We start from the raw sequence: 16,757 nt of genomic DNA, 5'->3' as shown, positions 1-16,757 counted from the left end.
GCGATGAACGATGTCGCGGTCATCGATCGCTTCCTCGACGTCTTCTCTCGCTACATCGATTCAGGCTTCGGCCTGCTGCACGGCGAGGTGGCGTTCCTCACGGCGACATTGGTGGTGATCGACATGACGCTGGCTGGGCTGTTCTGGGCGATGAGCCATGCGACGGGGCAGGGCGATGAGGTGATCGCCCGGCTGATCCGCAAGGTGCTCTACGTGGGGGCATTCGCTTTCATCATCGGCAACTTCAACCAGCTGGCCGGTGTCCTGTTCCGTTCGTTCGCGGGGCTCGGCCTGGTGGCGTCGGGCTCGGGCCTGACGCAGGCGCAGTTTCTGCAGCCCGGCCGGCTCGCGCAGGTCGGCATCGAGGCAGGCCGGCCGATCATGGAACAGATTGGCGAGATGACGGGCTTCCCCGAAACCTTCGCCCATCTGGACACCATCGCCGTGCTGTTCCTGGCCTGGCTGGTGCTGATCGCGAGCTTCTTCGTGCTCGCGGTCCAGCTCTTCGTCACCCTGATCGAGTTCAAGCTGACGACCCTGGCGGGCTTCGTGCTCGTGCCCTTCGCGCTGTGGAACAAGACCGCGTTCCTGGCCGAGAAGGTGCTGGGCAACGTGGTGTCCGCCGGCATCAAGGTGCTGGTGCTGGCCGTGATCGTGGGGATCGGCACCGGCCTGTTCGCGGAGTTCCGCACGCCGCCCGGGGCCGAACCGTCCATCGACCATGCGCTGACCGTCATGCTGGCGGCGCTCGCGATGCTGGGCCTGGGGATCTTCGGACCGGGCATCGCGACCGGGCTGGTGTCGGGCGCGCCGCAACTGGGGGCCGGCGCGGCGGCGGGGACGACGCTGGGTGCGGCGGGCCTGGCGGTCGCCGGTGGCGCGGCCGTGGCGAGTGCGGGTTCCGCTGTGGCGGCGGGGGCGCGCATGGCGCCCGGCGCGGCGCGTGCGGCCATCGGCGGCGGTGCGACGGCCGCACGCTCGGCCAGCGGCCTGGCGAGCAGTGCGAAGTCGGCCTACCAGGCCGGCGCCGCGGCATCCGGCGGTGGCGGCGTGCGCGCGGCCGGTGCCGGCCTTGCGCATCTCGCGAAAACCGGGGCCGGCGCCGTCGGCCAGCGCGTCGCGTCAGGTGCCAGGGCGGTCAAGGACCGTGTAGCGAGCTTCGTGGCCGATGCCGCGGCACCTGCGACCACGGGGAATGCGGCATCCACCGGTGCGGGCGAGGCCGGCGGACCACCCCCCGAACCGGCATGGGCCCGGCAGATGCGCCGCAAGCAGCAGCTGAGCCATGCGGCCTCCACGACGGCGCATGTCCTGCGCTCGGGCGACCACGGCGGCAGCGGTACCGGTCCGAGCCTGCGCAACGAGTCCAACGCCTGATCCGGCTTCTTTTGAGGAGAACCATCCATGCGATTCAAGCGACCCCAGGTGCGGTACTCGGACACGCCCGAGCCCGTCACCCCTTATCAAGCTGCGGCGCAGGTCTGGGACCAGCGCATGGGCAGTGCGCGCGTGCAGGCGAAGAACTGGCGGTTGATGGCCTTCGGCTGCCTCTCGCTCGCGCTGCTGATGGCCGGCGGGCTGGTCTGGCGCTCGGCGCAGTCCATCGTGACGCCCTACGTCGTCGAGGTGGACAACGCCGGCCAGGTGCGTGCGGTCGGCGAGGCGGCCACACCCTACAAGCCCAGCGACGCGCAGATCGCGCACCACCTGGCGCGCTTCATCACCGACGTGCGCTCGTTGTCGATCGATCCGATCGTCGTGCGGCAGAACTGGCTCGAGGCCTACGAATACACGACGGACCGCGGCGCCGCGACGCTGAACGACTACGCGCGCACCAACGATCCGTTCTCGCGCATCGGGCAGAGCTCGGTGGCGGTGCAGATCAACAGCGTGGTGCGCGCGAGCGATTCATCGTTTCAGGTGCGCTGGACCGAGCGCCGCTACGTCAATGGCGAAGCGGCCGGGCTGGAGCGCTGGACCGCGGTGCTGGCGATCGTGCTGCAGGCGCCGCGCACCGAGGAGCGGCTGCGCAGGAACCCGCTGGGCATCTACGTCAACGGCCTGTCCTGGAGCCGCGAGCTCGATGCGACGGACACAGCGAAAGGAACCAAGCCATGAAGACTGATTTCCGTAGAGGCGTATCTGCGCCGATCCTGCTGAGCGTAGTGGCGGTCGCTGCGGGCTGTGCCACGCAGGGCAAGCCGCCGCCGGCGATCCCGCTGGACGAGCCGGTGGCCGCCGCTGCGCAGCCGTTGCCCGAGCCGGCCCCGCCCGTCGAGGTGGTCGAGGTGCCGAAGCCTTTGCCGCTGCCGGGGCAGATGAAGGCGCTGCCGAGCGCGCAGGAAGCCCAGCCGGTGCCTGAACCTGCCGACGAGAAGGTGCGGGTTTCGCGGGCCAATGAGGAGGCCCGCGTCGCACCGACGCGCGAGGGCTACGTCAATGCGATTCAGGTCTGGCCGTATGCGGACGGTGCGCTGTATCAGGTCTACACCAGTCCAGGTCGCGTCACGGTCATCGCGCTACAGGAGGGCGAGGAACTCGTGGCGGTCTCGGCCGGCGACACGGTGCGCTGGATCGTGGGGGACACGGTCAGCGGCAGCGGTGCGAACCAGCGGATCCATGTGCTCGTGAAACCCACGCGCGCGGGCCTGAAGACGAACCTGGTCATCACGACGAACCGGCGCACGTACCTGCTGGAACTGTCCTCGACGCCGCAGGCCTGGATGGCGTCGGTGTCCTGGGACTATCCGAAGGACCGGATGCTGGCGCTGCAGAAGCAGGCGAGGGCGGCGCAGGCTGCGGCGCCGGTGGATTCGGGACTGTCTGTGGAACAGATCCGGTTCCGCTATGCGATCAGCGGCGATGCGCCGTCCTGGAAGCCGCTGCGCGCCTTCGACGACGGGCAGAAGGTCTACATCCAGTTCCCCGGCGGCATCGCGCAGGGTGAGCTGCCGCCGCTGTTCGTGATCGGACCGCAGGGCGACGGGCAGCTCGTGAACTACCGCTTCCGCTCGCCGTACTACGTGGTGGACCGGCTCTTCGGCGCGGCGGAGCTGCGGCTGGGCGGCTTCAAGGACGGCAAGGCCGAGGTCGTGCGCATCGAGCGCACGGATGGCGGTGTCCCAGGCGCGCGGAGCGATGGGTCATGAGTGCAGAGGACGCCGTACCGTCGCCATCGTCCCAGGTCGCGCCCAAGGTCGCGCCGGAGACGGTGGCCCTGCGCGCGCAGCCTCGGCCGGTCGTGCGGCTCAACCGCCGCATGCTGGCGGTCGGCGCCGGCACCCTGGCCGCGGCCGTGCTCGGCGGAGCGATGTGGTCGCTGCAGTCGCAGAAGCGCGAGCGCAACCCGGCGGCCGAGCTGTACAACGTGGACCGCGTGGCCCGGGCGGATGGGCTGGAGCAGCTGCCGAAGGACTATGCCGGGCTGCCACCGGCGCCGAAGCCCGCACCACCGGTGCTGGGGCCGCCGCTGCCGGGAGACCTCGGGTCGGCCATGGTGAAGGCGCAGCAGCCGATGGAGGCGAGGACAGGGCAGGGCGTTGATCCGGCGCAGGCCGAGCGGTTGGCGGACGAGGAAGCGGCGCGGTCCTCGGTATTCTTCCGGCGCAGCGGTGAGGGTACTGCTGCGAAGCGGGGGGCAGTTGCCGAGCACGCCATGTCCGCAACTGCCGCCGATGTGTCTGGGACGCCGGCGGGTCAGCAGCCGTTCAATCCCTTGGGCGCGATGAGCCCAGCCGTGGCTTCGCCGGCCGACCCTGTGGCGGCGCAGAACCGCCAAGACCGCAAGGAAGCGTTTCTTGCGAAGGCCGGTGACACGGCCACGCGCAATCCCGGCAGCCTGCAGCCGCCGGCCTCGCTGTACCAAGTGATGGCGGGCACCATCATTCCGGCGGCGCTGGTGACGGGCATCAACTCCGACCTGCCGGGGCAGGTGATCGCCACCGTGACCGAAGCGGTCTATGACACGGCCACCGGGCGCCATCTGCTGATCCCGCAGGGCTCGCGGCTGGTCGGGCGCTACGACAGCCAGCTGGCCTTCGGGCAGCGGCGCGTGCTGCTGGTGTGGATGCGGCTGATCCTGCCGGACACATCGTCGGTGGCGCTCGATCGCTTGCCTGGTATCGATCCGGCCGGCTACGCCGGGCTGGAGGATGGCGTCGACTGGCACTGGGACCGCATCCTCGCCGGTGCGGCGCTGTCGACGCTGCTTGGCGTGGGGGCCGAGTTGGCGGCACCGCAGAGCCGGACGGATCAGGACGGCAATCGCCTCGTGATCGCCGTGCGCGAGGGGGCGCAGGACACGGTGAACCAAGTCGGGCAGGAGATCACCAAGCGCAACGCGAGCATTCAGCCCACGCTGACCATTCGGCCGGGGTTTCCGATGCGGGTGATGGTGAACAAGGATTTCATCCTGCGGCCGTACCAGCCGCTGTTCTTCGTGCGAGGTGGAAGTCGATGAATACGACGCGCAAGTTGCGGCTGGGGCCGTTACCCAGAACCGAGAGTGTCAAGCTGACCTTCACTTGTCCGGCCGGCCTCAAGATGGAACTGGATCGCTATGCCGCGCTGCATGCTCAGACCTATGGGGAGGCGGTGGATGCGGCCGCGTTGGTTCCGCACATGCTGGAGGCGTTCATGGCACGGGATAGAGGGTTCAGGCGGAACAGGGAAGTTTCCTGCCGTGGACCTTCCCGATCGACGCTTCCCCTGGACCAGCAAGGGGAGAGCAGTTCTTAGAGATCGCGTCTTGGCCTGGTTACGTTCAGGTTATTAGTCCAAGATTGGCTTCGGATGCCCGAACGGGGTGAGACGCGGCAGGCAATGCGCAGCACGACAGCGTGCCCGTCCGCCTTCTTGGCGGAGGACGCCCAGACCGGAATCGGCTTCGGGTACCTGAGCACCTGTTTGATGGTGGGCACTGGGGTACCGACAGAACTGGCTTGGTTAAATAACCTGTCGGGCAACTTCACCATCAAAAACAGGCCATGAGCGCATCTCGATCCAATAACACGAAGCAGATCTGCGAAAACATCCTCATCGAGGGGAAGCGCTACAACATCGAGCACGGCATCCTGCGCAGCGAGAACGCTGTTGCCGATCGGCTGCTCGCTCGTGGCATCGAGCTGACCGAAGCCTACGATGAACTGCATAGCAAGCTCCACGCGTATCCGCACGCGCTGCAGATCTTTCTAGGGCTTGTCCTGAGCACCGCCGCGTTCTGGAGCCCGGAGAAGATCGCGGAGGCGCGTACCGCACGCGGCGATCTCGGCAAAGTCAATCAGCAGATTGCGAGGAAGGCGGCGGAGCTGGCCGACCTGCTGCAGCAGCGCACCAATCTGCACAACACCTCCGGCTTCAGCACCGACACCCACTATCACGTGTGCGATGTGATCGAGGCGGCGGCCAAGAGCAACTACCTTTTCAGGTCATACGTCCAGGAGCGTCTCGATGCCCTTCGCGGGCAGTTCGATCTGAAGCATTGGCCGTCGCTGAGCGACTTCCTGCAAGAACTGGCCTCCGATGCTGAGGACGCTGCGACGGAGGCCACAGACCCTCTGATCGCGGCTGCCACCATCGCTTCGCGCCCGTCCCGGGCCGATTTCATCAAGGCGCTGCTCGCCGCCATCGACGAGAGCAGTGGGCGCAACTACGGCCAGCTGCCCAACGACTTCAAAGCCACCGATGACACTCTCGCTTGCTTGGCGAGTTGCGTGTTGGACTTGGGTGTCGACGACTTGGTCGATGGCCCATACGTGAAACGGCTTCGCCAGCGTGAACGCGATGGAGCCAAGTAGCTATTGACGGCATTCTGGCAATTTTGCTCGGGCCGGTCGGGCGCAGCCCGTTCGGCGGCCTTTCAGGGACGCCAGGCAATGCGCGGCGGAGGTGGGCTGCCAGCTGATCCCTCAGGAGACAAGCACAGCGCGCAGGCCGGCCAAGGCCGGAGGCGTCAGGGGGAATCAAAGCCAAATCACAGCGATTCGGCACGAAGCGCGGGGCTTACCCGTGAGCCGGCCGACGGCGTCGTGTTGAGGGCAACCTTCACTGGGCAGTAAATATTGAGTTTTTGTCAAATATTCGGTAAAGTGGCCATATTCACTGAACAGTAAAGAACCTAAAAAGTCATGGTGCTTGAGTCACCCACGAACGAGCGACAACTGATCGAGCAGCTCTTGGAAACCCTCCAGGGCCTGCCGGAAGTGCATGCGAATTTGGACAGCTGGGAGTCTGCCGCATCGGCAGGTGACCGGGGACATGGCGCCCAGATCGACCTTCGTATCGCCGGCAAGGCCTTCACTTTGCTGATCGAAGCAAAAAAAGCGGTCTATCCCAGGGACGTGCGTGAAGTTCTATGGCAGTTCCGGGACTTCAGTCCCAGCAGGGCCGTAGGCGCGGGGCAGGAGGGGCACGAGGCTCTGTCCCTCCTGGTTGCCGAGTCCATCTCTCCGGGGGCCAAGGACCTGCTCAGAACCGAGCGCGTTGGGTACTACGACAGCGGCGGCAGTTTGTTCCTGCCCGCGCACGGCGCCTATCTCTACATCGATAGGCCGCCGCCCAAAGCCTTGGCGAAAGCTGTCCGATCCCTGTTTTCGGGGCGCCGCGCGCAGGTTCTGCACGCCTTGTTGGTTCGTCATCAAGACTGGTTCGGCGTCAAGGAACTGGCCGAACAATCACAGGTGTCACCGGCGACCACCTCGCAGGTCCTGACGGAACTAGAGCGCTTCGACTGGCTGGCCTCGCGCGGGCAGGGGCCAAGCAAAGAACGGCACCTTAGAGATCCTGGGGCGTTGCTGGATGCCTGGGTAAAGCAACTTGCGTCGGTCCGTCCCGCGGTACTACGGCGCTACTACGTACCTGCCATCAAAGCGGACCAGTTGCTGGAGCGCGCAGGCCAGGTCTTCGCCGCCCATCAAGTTGGCTATGCGATCAGCCACGAGGCCGCTGCGCAGCGTTACGCGCCGTTCCTCTCCAACGTTTCTCAGGTTCGTTGTCGGCTGCTGGTCGGACCAGCAGCCGACGCCGCCATCAGCGAGTTGGGTGCGCGCGTCGTCAACGAAGGCGCCAACCTCGCGATTATCGAAGCCAAGTCACCAGGCGAGCTGCTGTTTCGCGAACGCGTTGGCGACGTCTGGTTGGCGAGCCCGATTCAGGTCTACCTCGACTTGTTGGGCGGTGAAGGACGCGCCAAGGAAATGGCTGAGCATCTGCGTAAAGAGAGGATCGGTTTCTGATGGCCAAACCCGCGACCTTCGATGGATACAGCGATCAATACACGATCGACTGCGAGCGCGTCCTCGTGACGCTGTTGCGCGGGTTAGGTCCGTGGAAGGACTCGGTCTATCTGGTTGGTGGCCTCACTCCCCGATATCTGGTGGCCGCGCGACCGCCGGTTGTACCTGCACACGCAGGCACGCTGGACGTGGACATCGTCATCGACCTGCAGATTCTGGCCGACACCGAGGCGTATCACACGCTGGAGGACAACCTCAAGAAGATGGGCTTCGAGCGTGCCGAGAACGAAAAGAAGCAAAAGCTCTCCTGGCGTTGGCAGACCCGCACTGAACACGGTGCGCTGATGGTGCTCGAACTGTTGGCCGATGCCCCGCACATCGCCGGCGGGAAGGTGCAGCCGTTGCCGACCGAGGGCACGATCTCGGCGCTGAACATTCCGCACTCGTCCATCGTTTTTGACCTCCACCAAGTCACCGAGATCCAAGCCGAACTGTTGGGCGGCAACGGTGTGGCGACCGAGAAGGTCAGGCACGCCAACCTGGTCAGCTTCACCTGTCTGAAGGCGTTCGCATTCGATCAGCGCTTCGAACGCAAGGACGCGCACGACCTGATCTATTGCATCGAACACGCGCCCGAAGGCATGGACGCCGTCGCTGAAGCTTTCCGTAATGCACGCGATGGCAAGCATGGCGCCATCATTCAGGCTTCGTTGGTGATCCTGCGCAGTCGCTTTGTGCAGGATGACAAGACGGAGGGCTTTCGCAAAGATGGCCCGGTGTCTGTGGCCAAGTTCGAACTTGGCGAAAGTGACGAGCCCGAACAGCGTGAGGCGAGGGCGTTGCGCCAGCGCCAAGCGAGCGACGTGATCGAGCAATTCCTGGCGCGAATCGGATAGCCGGCACGCCTCCGAAACCTGGGCCTTGACTGCGCGCTTGCGTTGCTTCGCTATCTTCTGGATGTGCGCAATCCGTTACATTCCGATTCCAAAAAATTGAACTGACAGTTCATTTATTGGCTGAAAAGTACGGGTTCATGCTTTAATCCGTCCCACGGCGGGGGGAAACATGGCCCCGACGCGGTTCGAAAAGTTTGTGATTCTTTTACCCAGAAGGCAGAAGGCTCAGTAGTTGGGCGCCAGTGATGGTGCCGCTTCATCGGGCAGTTGATGAAGCTTGAAACGCAGCTCGCGGTCGGTTCGACAGCGAGTGGACGACGAAGGTCCGGCGACGCTTAGTACGTGGTGCATGGCAGGCAGTACGACGGCGACGAGGGGACGTTCGGCAGTCGGCGGCAACTGTGGTGGGCTTGGTGTCGAGTTGGCTCCTTTACGGCGCTGCCTTGAATGGGGACGCAGGGCAATTCCGCTCTGTAAGGAGAGTCCGCATGGACAAACAAACTTGTAAGAACCACATCGCGGTCCTGAAGAAGGTCCGCGGTGCTTGCGATAGCCAACTCGACAGCGGTGTGAAGGTTGAATTGGACGCGGTAATCGAGGCGCTGCAGCAGCATCTCGAGTCGCGGACACACGGAGCGGATGTGGCAACACTTTCCCTTCGTGCACTTCAGATCATTGCGGTGATCGTCAGTATCGTGACGAACATTCGCAGCAAGATGTGAAGACCCGAACACCCCAAGCCCATACTTTGTTTTTTTAGAGGTAGAGCATGGACATCGGCAACGCAATTCAGCTAGCGAGGAAAAAGCGCAAGCTTTCTCAAGCTGAACTAGCCGATCGCGCGAATATCTCGGGGTCGTACCTCTCGATGCTCGAACGTAACCGACGTGACCCGCCGCTCTCAACGGTCAGCCGCATCGCGAATGCACTTGGCATGCCCGTGGAGATCCTTTTCTTTCTCGGCGCGGAAGGAAGCGAGCTTGGTAAGCTGGATCGCGAGCTTGCAGGACAGCTAGCTTTCACAGCTTTGGAGCTTTTGAATGAGCCTGATCCTCAGCAAGCCAAGCTATCCCTTTGATCCAATTTGGACCAGTGAGAAGTTGGCCAAGGCCCTCCGCACTGAGTTGGCCGAATTGGAGGCAGTCGCCGCGGTGGCGGATCGCTCTTACCGGCCGGTGCAGATAGAGCCTGGATCGACCCGCGAGGTGTTTTCGGCCAAGCCGCGATTGAAAGCCATTCAGCGACGCATCAAAGAGGTAATCCTGCAGCGGGTTGGGTTTCCCGAATACCTGACAGGCAGTGTCAAGGGGCGGGACTACATCACGAACGCCAAGCTTCACGCAGGTGCACGCATCTTGATATGCGAAGACGTGAGCAAATTTTTCCCTTCTGTGACCGCTGAGCGGGTCCACGACATCTGGAGGCACTTCTTTGGCTTCGGGGACGAGGTGGCCCGCTTGCTGACCAAACTGACCACGAAAGCCGGCACCTTGCCCCAAGGCGCTAGCACGAGCAGCTACTTGGCGAATCTGGTGCTTTGGAGGGACGAGCCGCACTTACAGGCCAAGCTTGCGGAGCATGGCCTAACGTACTCGCGTTACGTTGATGACATGGCGATGTCGTCCAACCTCTACATCACACCCGCTGAGCAGGAGCGAATCATTGCCGACGTCTACGGAGTGTTGCGGCGGAACGGTCTTTCCGCCAAACGTAAGAAGCATGAGATTTCTTCCAGCTCGCAGCGGATGATCGTGACCAAGGTGATCGTGAATGTGAAGCCCTCTTGGAGCAAAGCGCGCCGCTCTGCCGTGCGCACCCAAGTCTACGAATTGGAGAAGCGAGTTGCCTCCGGCGGTGACGGCACTGACTTGCGCAAATTTGCCGATAGAACATCCAACCTCGTCGGCCAACTGGGGCGCTTTCATGCGCGAGAAGCAGGTCTTTTGCGAGCCAGAGTGAGGAATGCACGAGAAACGATTTACGCGGCGGCTCAAGCTTTCGACGCGACCTCAAAGGTGCCTTGTGCGCTGCAGTCGTCGGGCCATGAATCGCCCCCACCTTGGGAGACTTTGTTGGCGCAATGAAGCGTAGTCAAAAAAAAGATGGCGAGACGGGGAGCCAGAGTGGCCGACCGATCACCAGCGTGCAAGGAACTTACGACCGAGTGGACCACGGAGGCAATGTGGAATGAGTGGGAAGCCTGTGGCGCCCAAGTCGAGCAATGCTTGTTCGTCGTCGCAAACGACCTCGCTGCCGCTATCAAAACGGGGAGGTGAGTGTGTGTCTACCGACAAAATTGTTTGAGGCTGATCGGCTAAAGCAACTTAAAGTATCAAAGATGGCGCTGCCAAGTCGCCGACAACAATTTGCGGGAGACGCCTAATGGAGGGGAATCAACCTGAGCCATTTCGAGTGCTTTGCCTCGACGGAGGAGGTATGCGCGGCGCATACCAGGCGGCCTATCTAGGAACCTTCGCTGATCGCATCCGAGCCGCTCATGGTGGGACAGGAGAAATCGACGTGGGTCGCGCATTCGACCTCATAGTCGGAACGAGTACGGGGGGAATCGTCGCCTGCGCCTTGGCTGCGGGTGTGCGGCTGGATCTCGTTCGGCAGATGTACGCAGAGGCTGGGGGAAAGATCTTTCCATACCAACGTCTGCGTCGTATCCCGTATTTGGGCTCGGTTGTCCCATTCTTTGGCATGGGCCTTAGACAAGGCGACCAAGCGCTGAGGACGACGCTCTCAACTTTCCTCAAAGACGAAACGATCGGCAGTGTCTACGCCAGACGAGGCATTGCGCTGGCAATTCCCACCGTCGATTTGAATCGACACGCCGCGGTCGTCTTCAAGACCAAGCACCTTCAACGCCTCAACGGCCGCGACAACGACCGATTGCTCGTTGACATCTGCATGGCTACGAGCGCGGCGCCAATCCTTCGCTCCATGGCGCAATTGCAGGAACCCGGCGGGGATAGGACCACCGCGACCTACGTCGACGGTGGACTGTGGGCCAACAATCCCGGCTTGATCGGCATGATGGAAGCGATCGAGATCCTCCATGATCGGCGCGAGGAACAACGGCCGATCCAGCTCTTCATGCTTGGCACACTGCCCTCCCAAGGTGGAGAGGAAGGAAACGCTGCGAGCGCGCACCGCGGCGCCTGGGGATGGGGCATCGGCATCAAGGCGATTTCTGCCAGCTTGAATGCGCAGGCGTTCGGCTATGACTATCTCACCAAAAAAATGGCCGAGCTTCGCGGCGGTCAAAGCTTTGCTTTCCGCCTTCCAGCTCAGTGCCCGTCGAACGATCTTCGCCACTACCTGGTGAACATGGACGACGCCCGTCCCAAGGTACTGAACGCCCTTGCGCGGCAGGCAATCTCGGATGTTGACCACGCCTGGGCATCCATCAAGGACGACCGCGCCATGGCCGCGTTTCACATCGCCCTCTCCGCTTCACGCGCCCCTTCGAGCGACAACCCTCCTAAGGACCAACATGGCCGACATTGATTGCCACAGCGAAATGAGCGCATTCCACAAGGAAGAGGTCACGCTCTCATCGGCGCAACAGAAGGACATGCGGGAGCGGCGCGACAACGGCCGCACACGCTTGGCGAACGGCTTGGACGAAGCTGGGCATCCACAACCCCGCGAGGTGCGGTCGCAAGGGTCGTACCAGATGCGCACCATGGTGCAGGATCCCGACAACGATTACGACATCGACGACGGAGCGTACTTTGAACAGGATGATCTTGAAGATGCGAACGGCGCAGCCCTGACGCCCCTGGCTGCGCGTCAGAGGGTGTGCGACGCACTCAAGTGGGACGGCCGTTTCAACCGGGAGGCTGAAGTCAGATCGAACTGCGTTCGCCAAGAATACTCAGCGGGCTACCACATCGATGTACCGGTGTACAGAATCGTCCCTACCACCGCAGATAACGGCGACGAGACCGAGCAATTCGAACTCGCCAGTGGCGACGAATGGGTCAAATCCGATGCCCGCGGAGTGACGCGATGGTTCAACAACATTGTCGGCGAGCTCAACCAGGGTGAGAGCGACGGTAGTCAGATGCGACGGGTAACGAAGCTCAGCAAGAAGTTCGCGCGCCGCCCCGATTGGAAAGAGAAAACGACCAGCGGTATCTGCATCACGAAGCTTGTTGCTGATCATTTCGCGTTCAGCGAGGACCGGGACGATCTCGCTCTTCGGAACACATGGAAAGCGATCGACACGAAGCTGCGGTCGTCGACCGAGCTGAAGCACCCAGTCAACACGGCCAACTTGGCCGAAGAGGGAGACGAAAAACTCACTTTCTTTCGTGACTGCTTGAGCAGCGCGCTCAAGACGCTCGAGAGCCTGGACAAGGCTGACGTCACACGCAAGGAGGTCAGGCAAGCGTGGGACGAAGTCTTCGATACTGAGTTCTTTTCCGATCGACCTGACAACAACGGCGGCAATGGCGGCAGCGGTGGCGGCAGCCCGAACGGCCAAGGTCCTGCGATCTCCGTGACCACCGGAGAAACGGCTCGCCGCAACGATGGCGGCGGCCGTTTCGGCTGAGTGCTGCCGAGACGGTCTGATTTGATCGAAAACATCGAACAGCACCTCCAGGTCCAGTATCCGGGGCGCTGGGGCCAGCTACCGCAATCGGAACTGGAGAGGCGTCCCTATCGGGGCGCTAGGGCTGGCTGGCGAATCGAAATTGATCGACAGACTCTTCGCATCGGCAACGTCGATCATCTCGTGGTGACGATCGGCGCTCACTTCCCGAACTCACAACCGACGGTGTTCGCGCCTCAGGCCGGCACCGATTTTCGCTGGCCCCATGTCGAAGGCAATACCAAGCTTTGTTTGATCGCGACGCAATGCGCTGCAGATCCAGGTGTGCGCGTGCTGGATCATCTGGTGGCGGCAAAGCAACTACTCGGATTCTCGAAAGGAAAGTGCGACGACGAATTCCAGAGAGAATTCTTGGCGTACTGGAAGCATCGGGCGACGGTCAGGGACGAGAGAAGGCAATGCATCAGCATCGTGAAGTCCCAACGGTCTAGCCGGCAGATCGTCTGCTACTTCGATGCGGGAGGTCGAATCATCTTCGGAGAAGACAGGGAAAGCCTCACTCGCTGGCTTCGCAACTGGGGAAGAAATCCCTCCGTCAAAGAAATCTTTCCGAGCGGCTTGCTGCGACTGTCCCGTCCCTGGATACCTGAAGACTATCCAGAGATCGGGCAGGATTTGATCAAGCTGCTGCCTGAGGAAGTTTTGCGCGGCGTCATCACTGCGGGGCGACCTGCTCCGTTGCTGATCGAGGTCGCCACCGCAACCGGGCCCGGATTTGCTGCCGTAGTTTTGGAGGGGGCAAAGGAAAAGGACCTCTCGAACGGCTTTCGTCATATCACGCGAGTTCCTCACCAACGCATAGTGGACTCCTTCGCCGCTCGACCTATTCAGCGCATCCCAGTAGCGCGTGCGGACGAGGCCTGGATCCACGGACGTGACCACAATCCTGCGCACCTGGAACTGATGACCAAGAAGGTGGCGATCGTTGGCTGCGGGGCCGTCGGCGCAGCCGTCGCCCTATTGCTCGCTCAAGCCGGAGTGGGTGAGCTCCTCTTAGTCGATTCAGACAGTCTCACGACCGCAAACGTGGGACGCCACCCGCTTGGCCTCAACCACGTCGGGTTGAATAAGGCCAGCGCACTATCGTTGGTCTTGCGCATGCGCTACCCACATCTCAGCTTTGAATCGGCGTTCCCGGTGCGATTCGAGGAGTTGACGCGCCCCGACCGCGAAAAGCTCGCGGGCGCCGACTTGATCGTGACAGCCGGCATCGACTTCGACGGGGAGGCGGCGCTCGACGCTTGGCGCATTGATCTGCCCCGGCCACCTGCGCTGGTGAGTACTTGGGTAGAGGAATTCGCGGCCGCTGGGCATGCGGTTCTTCTTTACGGAAAGCAGTCCATCCGCCCTGCTTTCGACGAGTCTGAACGCCCTAGGTTTCGGTTGACGGACTGGCCCGAAGACGCCGGCGCCTTGATCGTGGAAGCCGGCTGCGGCAACGTCTTTCAACCGCACGGTGTCGTCGACCTTCATCCGACGGTGGGAATGGCCGCAGGGTTGGTGGTCGACGCCCTCAGCGGCCAAGTGCCGGATTCTTCTCGAAGGTACTGGCTTGGCGATCGCGCTCAGGTCATTGAAGGCGGCGGGACGCCGCGACAGGATTTTGATGAGAGCAGAGTACTGAGGGAGGTGCCATGGTAACTAGCTTGTATGGGCGGAAATGGCTGCAATCCAGCAAAGTCATTGTGGCCACCTGCGACACGACTATGCAACGAATCGTGCTTCGACCACCCGTGGTGACTCACGTGCAGCACTATCGCCAAACCTGGATGTTCGCTTCAGAGGCCGGGGGGCAGCTCTTCGGAACCATTTCTTCGGATGCTGTCAGCGTTGAAATCGCAACTGGTCCCTACCCTGGTGACGAGCGCTCGCGATGTCGATACCGTTCGAACTCTAAGGCTGCTCAACAAGCGATCGAACAGCAAGCAAAAAATGGATCTCTTTACCTCGGTGAATGGCACACACATGCAGAGGACCGACCGAGCGCATCCAGCCTGGACTCCGACGCGATGCAGCGACTGATTGCGAATTCGCGCCTCAATAGCAGTGCGTTACTCATGCTGATCGTTGGCTTGAAAAAAACTGCCGATGGAATGGCCCTGTTCACAGTAACGAGCGATGCCTCGAAACAATGGGCGCTTTCGTCGGGTGATTGATGGATTCAGAAACGTCTTCGACGCGGCCCTGATGTGTGGTCAAGTTCGACCGGTGGAGAACTGAAAGTCGATTCGCTTGGCCTTCCATCGCAAAGAAGATTTCGATCGGATGGCGGCCATGCGCATCGGGTGATCGCGTCTCTAATGAAAAAAGTTGAGCGACTCTGAAATCGAGGCTGGCGCGTCGCCGACGCATCGCCGCTCAAGAGGCCCGATTCCCGCGGCTCCTGGCTAAGCTGCCCGCTGCAGTGGCACTACGTTGTTGGCCGACAAGATCGCGTCAATGCGCTCACCCAGTAGTCGCCATGCCTCACGCTTTTCTTCCGCATAGTCATGATGCAGATAGTGCCTGCGCACTTTGCTGCCTGGCAAGACGTGGTTCTGGCAGCGATCAATTACGTCTGGGCTGACGCGCAGTGCTTGCATCATCGTGGATGCGGTCCGGCGTAAATCATGTGGCGTCCATTCGCCGTTCTTTCCATCGGCCAGCACCAGCGAGTCGTCATTCCTCCGATGCGCGAGTGGCTTGCGGTTCTTGAACCGCGTCTGGCGGTCGCCAACCTGCTTGCTGACGCTCTTGACGAAGACATGGCCTTCGTTCTGGCTGGCAGGAAAGCACCACTCGGTCTTGCCACTCAGTTTGTGCAGCGCTTTGAACTGCCGCAACGCGAATTCCGAGAGATAGACCTGCCAATCAACGTGCGTCTTCGTGTTCTCGCGCGGGACGAACCAGGTCGCCTTCTCCAAGTCGACGTGTTCCCATCGGGCCTGAAGTAGCTCGCCAATGCGGCATCCGGTCCCGAGGCAGACCCACAAAGCGAGCTGCGTTTCCCATTGCACCGGCCTTTCAGCAATCCGCTTGTTCTTCGCAGCCTCGTACGTGGTCGCCATTCTGGTGAAGATGTCGCGAAGCTCCCTGATTTCATTGGCAGAAAGGGTGCGTTCACGAATACCCGGCTCGTAGCCTTGCGGTACGACCTGCTTCAGTTCGACCAGCTCGGCCGGGTTGCCATGGACCAGCAGTGAGCGCCAGGGCTGGCGCTTGATGGCCCAGCGGAACATCTGGCGCATTTCGGTCAGCATGCGCTCGGCAGTTCGGGCTCGTCCGCGTTTGCGCCCGACGTTCCGTAGAAGGTCGAGCAGTTCGGCATCGCCGAGTTCGCGTACGGGCTTGTCTCCGATGCTCGGCAGCACGTCTTTCTCGAAGGCCCGCCGAAGCTCGGCGTTACCGTCCTTTCGGCTCACGCCGTCCGCCAGCCACGTCTCGAATAGCGTGCGGCAAGGAGCGTTGGCGGCCAACGCTGCAGCCTTCGCTTCTGCGGCCGCACGATCAGTTTCGGCACGTTGCACCTGAAAATCGACCCCATCCCGCGCGAGCGCCTGAATGCGAGCGTTTTCCGTCACAGCCTGAGCGAGAGACATATGCCCGTCGTCACCGCTGCTGCCATACGGACGTGGCAGGCGCACTTGAATCTGGTTGCCAGCAACGACGTATCGCACGAGCCAAGTCTTGGTGCCGTCCGGTGCCACGCGAAGGTAAAGGCCGCGGTCAGCCGTGATCTTGTAGCCGGCGTTCTTCGGCTTGAGTGCTTCAATGCCACGCACAGTCAGCTTTGCCATTCCCGTGTCCTAGCCGTGTCCTAAAAATCGGTGGATTTCAGTGTATCCAGCCGCACGAACCCGGACAAGAAAATGACGTAAGCCGTTGCTGTGTATGGATATTTTCCATCTGAGGACGTCCGGGGAAATCCACAATTACTCACCTGTCACGCCGGGGGTCGCGGGTTCGAGTCCCGTCCACTCCGCCAGTTCCGACAAGGGTTAGCAGATTAGCGTCTGCTAACCCTTT

The 16,757-nt window shown here is 62.1% G+C and carries 16 protein-coding genes; 15 read left to right on the top strand and 1 reads right to left on the bottom strand.

What is annotated here, in order from left to right:
* Nucleotides 1-3: 3 nt before the first annotated feature.
* The 15 genes from trbL to RZE79_RS22350 all read left to right on the top strand — a co-directional run bounded on the left by trbL (nt 4) and on the right by RZE79_RS22350 (nt 14,908).
* Entirely contained in the window at nt 4-1,377 is a 1,374-nt protein-coding gene (trbL, locus tag RZE79_RS22420) for a P-type conjugative transfer protein TrbL (RefSeq protein ID WP_319356899.1), read from the top strand.
* 27 nt (nt 1,378-1,404) lie between these two features.
* Nucleotides 1,405-2,118 (top strand): conjugal transfer protein TrbF, encoded by a 714-nt coding sequence (gene trbF, locus RZE79_RS22415; RefSeq protein WP_319356898.1) that lies wholly within the window; start codon nt 1,405-1,407, stop codon nt 2,116-2,118.
* Complete coding sequence (gene trbG, locus RZE79_RS22410) at nt 2,115-3,149, top strand: P-type conjugative transfer protein TrbG (protein WP_319356897.1); 1,035 nt, start codon at nt 2,115-2,117, stop codon at nt 3,147-3,149. Before trbF ends, trbG begins: the two co-directional genes overlap by 4 nt.
* Nucleotides 3,146-4,459, top strand: a complete 1,314-nt coding sequence (locus RZE79_RS22405; protein WP_319356896.1) for a TrbI/VirB10 family protein — start codon at nt 3,146-3,148, stop codon at nt 4,457-4,459. The genes trbG and RZE79_RS22405 overlap by 4 nt, the downstream gene beginning before the upstream one ends.
* Nucleotides 4,456-4,737 (top strand): DUF2274 domain-containing protein, encoded by a 282-nt coding sequence (locus tag RZE79_RS22400; protein WP_319356895.1) that lies wholly within the window; start codon nt 4,456-4,458, stop codon nt 4,735-4,737. The genes RZE79_RS22405 and RZE79_RS22400 overlap by 4 nt, the downstream gene beginning before the upstream one ends.
* Before the next feature lie 248 nt (nt 4,738-4,985).
* A complete protein-coding gene (locus RZE79_RS22395; RefSeq protein ID WP_319356894.1) occupies nt 4,986-5,795 on the top strand; it encodes a hypothetical protein in 810 nt (269 codons plus the stop codon).
* A 378-nt stretch (nt 5,796-6,173) separates the two neighbouring features.
* Nucleotides 6,174-7,232 carry a hypothetical protein gene (locus RZE79_RS22390; RefSeq protein ID WP_319356893.1) on the top strand — a complete coding sequence of 353 codons (1,059 nt, stop codon included), beginning with the start codon at nt 6,174-6,176 and terminating at the stop codon, nt 7,230-7,232.
* The gene (locus RZE79_RS22385; protein WP_319356892.1) at nt 7,232-8,128 is read left to right on the top strand and encodes an antitoxin; all 897 of its coding nucleotides are present in this window, start codon (nt 7,232-7,234) and stop codon (nt 8,126-8,128) included. Before RZE79_RS22390 ends, RZE79_RS22385 begins: the two co-directional genes overlap by 1 nt.
* A gap of 488 nt (nt 8,129-8,616) precedes the next feature.
* Nucleotides 8,617-8,850 (top strand): hypothetical protein, encoded by a 234-nt coding sequence (locus RZE79_RS22380; protein ID WP_319356891.1) that lies wholly within the window; start codon nt 8,617-8,619, stop codon nt 8,848-8,850.
* A gap of 47 nt (nt 8,851-8,897) precedes the next feature.
* Complete coding sequence (locus tag RZE79_RS22375; RefSeq protein WP_319356890.1) at nt 8,898-9,206, top strand: helix-turn-helix transcriptional regulator; 309 nt, start codon at nt 8,898-8,900, stop codon at nt 9,204-9,206.
* Nucleotides 9,169-10,212, top strand: a complete 1,044-nt coding sequence (locus tag RZE79_RS22370; RefSeq protein ID WP_319356889.1) for a reverse transcriptase family protein — start codon at nt 9,169-9,171, stop codon at nt 10,210-10,212. Before RZE79_RS22375 ends, RZE79_RS22370 begins: the two co-directional genes overlap by 38 nt.
* Nucleotides 10,213-10,564: 352 nt before the next feature.
* Nucleotides 10,565-11,641 carry a patatin-like phospholipase family protein gene (locus tag RZE79_RS22365; protein ID WP_319356888.1) on the top strand — a complete coding sequence of 359 codons (1,077 nt, stop codon included), beginning with the start codon at nt 10,565-10,567 and terminating at the stop codon, nt 11,639-11,641.
* Nucleotides 11,628-12,692: a cyclic GMP-AMP synthase DncV-like nucleotidyltransferase gene (locus RZE79_RS22360; RefSeq protein WP_319356887.1), complete on the top strand. Its 1,065-nt coding sequence runs from the start codon at nt 11,628-11,630 to the stop codon at nt 12,690-12,692. Before RZE79_RS22365 ends, RZE79_RS22360 begins: the two co-directional genes overlap by 14 nt.
* 21 nt (nt 12,693-12,713) lie before the next feature.
* Nucleotides 12,714-14,393 (top strand): ThiF family adenylyltransferase, encoded by a 1,680-nt coding sequence (locus tag RZE79_RS22355; protein WP_319356886.1) that lies wholly within the window; start codon nt 12,714-12,716, stop codon nt 14,391-14,393.
* A 104-nt stretch (nt 14,394-14,497) separates the two neighbouring features.
* Nucleotides 14,498-14,908 carry a Mov34/MPN/PAD-1 family protein gene (locus RZE79_RS22350; protein WP_319356885.1) on the top strand — a complete coding sequence of 137 codons (411 nt, stop codon included), beginning with the start codon at nt 14,498-14,500 and terminating at the stop codon, nt 14,906-14,908.
* Between the two features lie 231 nt (nt 14,909-15,139).
* Here the strand turns inward: RZE79_RS22350 and RZE79_RS22345 are convergent, their stop codons facing one another.
* Complete coding sequence (locus RZE79_RS22345) at nt 15,140-16,528, bottom strand: tyrosine-type recombinase/integrase (protein ID WP_319356884.1); 1,389 nt, start codon at nt 16,526-16,528, stop codon at nt 15,140-15,142.
* Nucleotides 16,529-16,757: the final 229 nt, after the last annotated feature.

Origin of the sequence: Variovorax sp. EBFNA2 (assembly GCF_033802765.1) — a bacterium.
GTDB classification, from domain to species: Bacteria; Pseudomonadota; Gammaproteobacteria; order Burkholderiales; family Burkholderiaceae_C; genus Variovorax; species Variovorax paradoxus_H.
The sequence above is the reverse complement of the archived record's forward strand: the minus strand, read 5'-3'. Positions and strand labels throughout refer to the sequence as shown.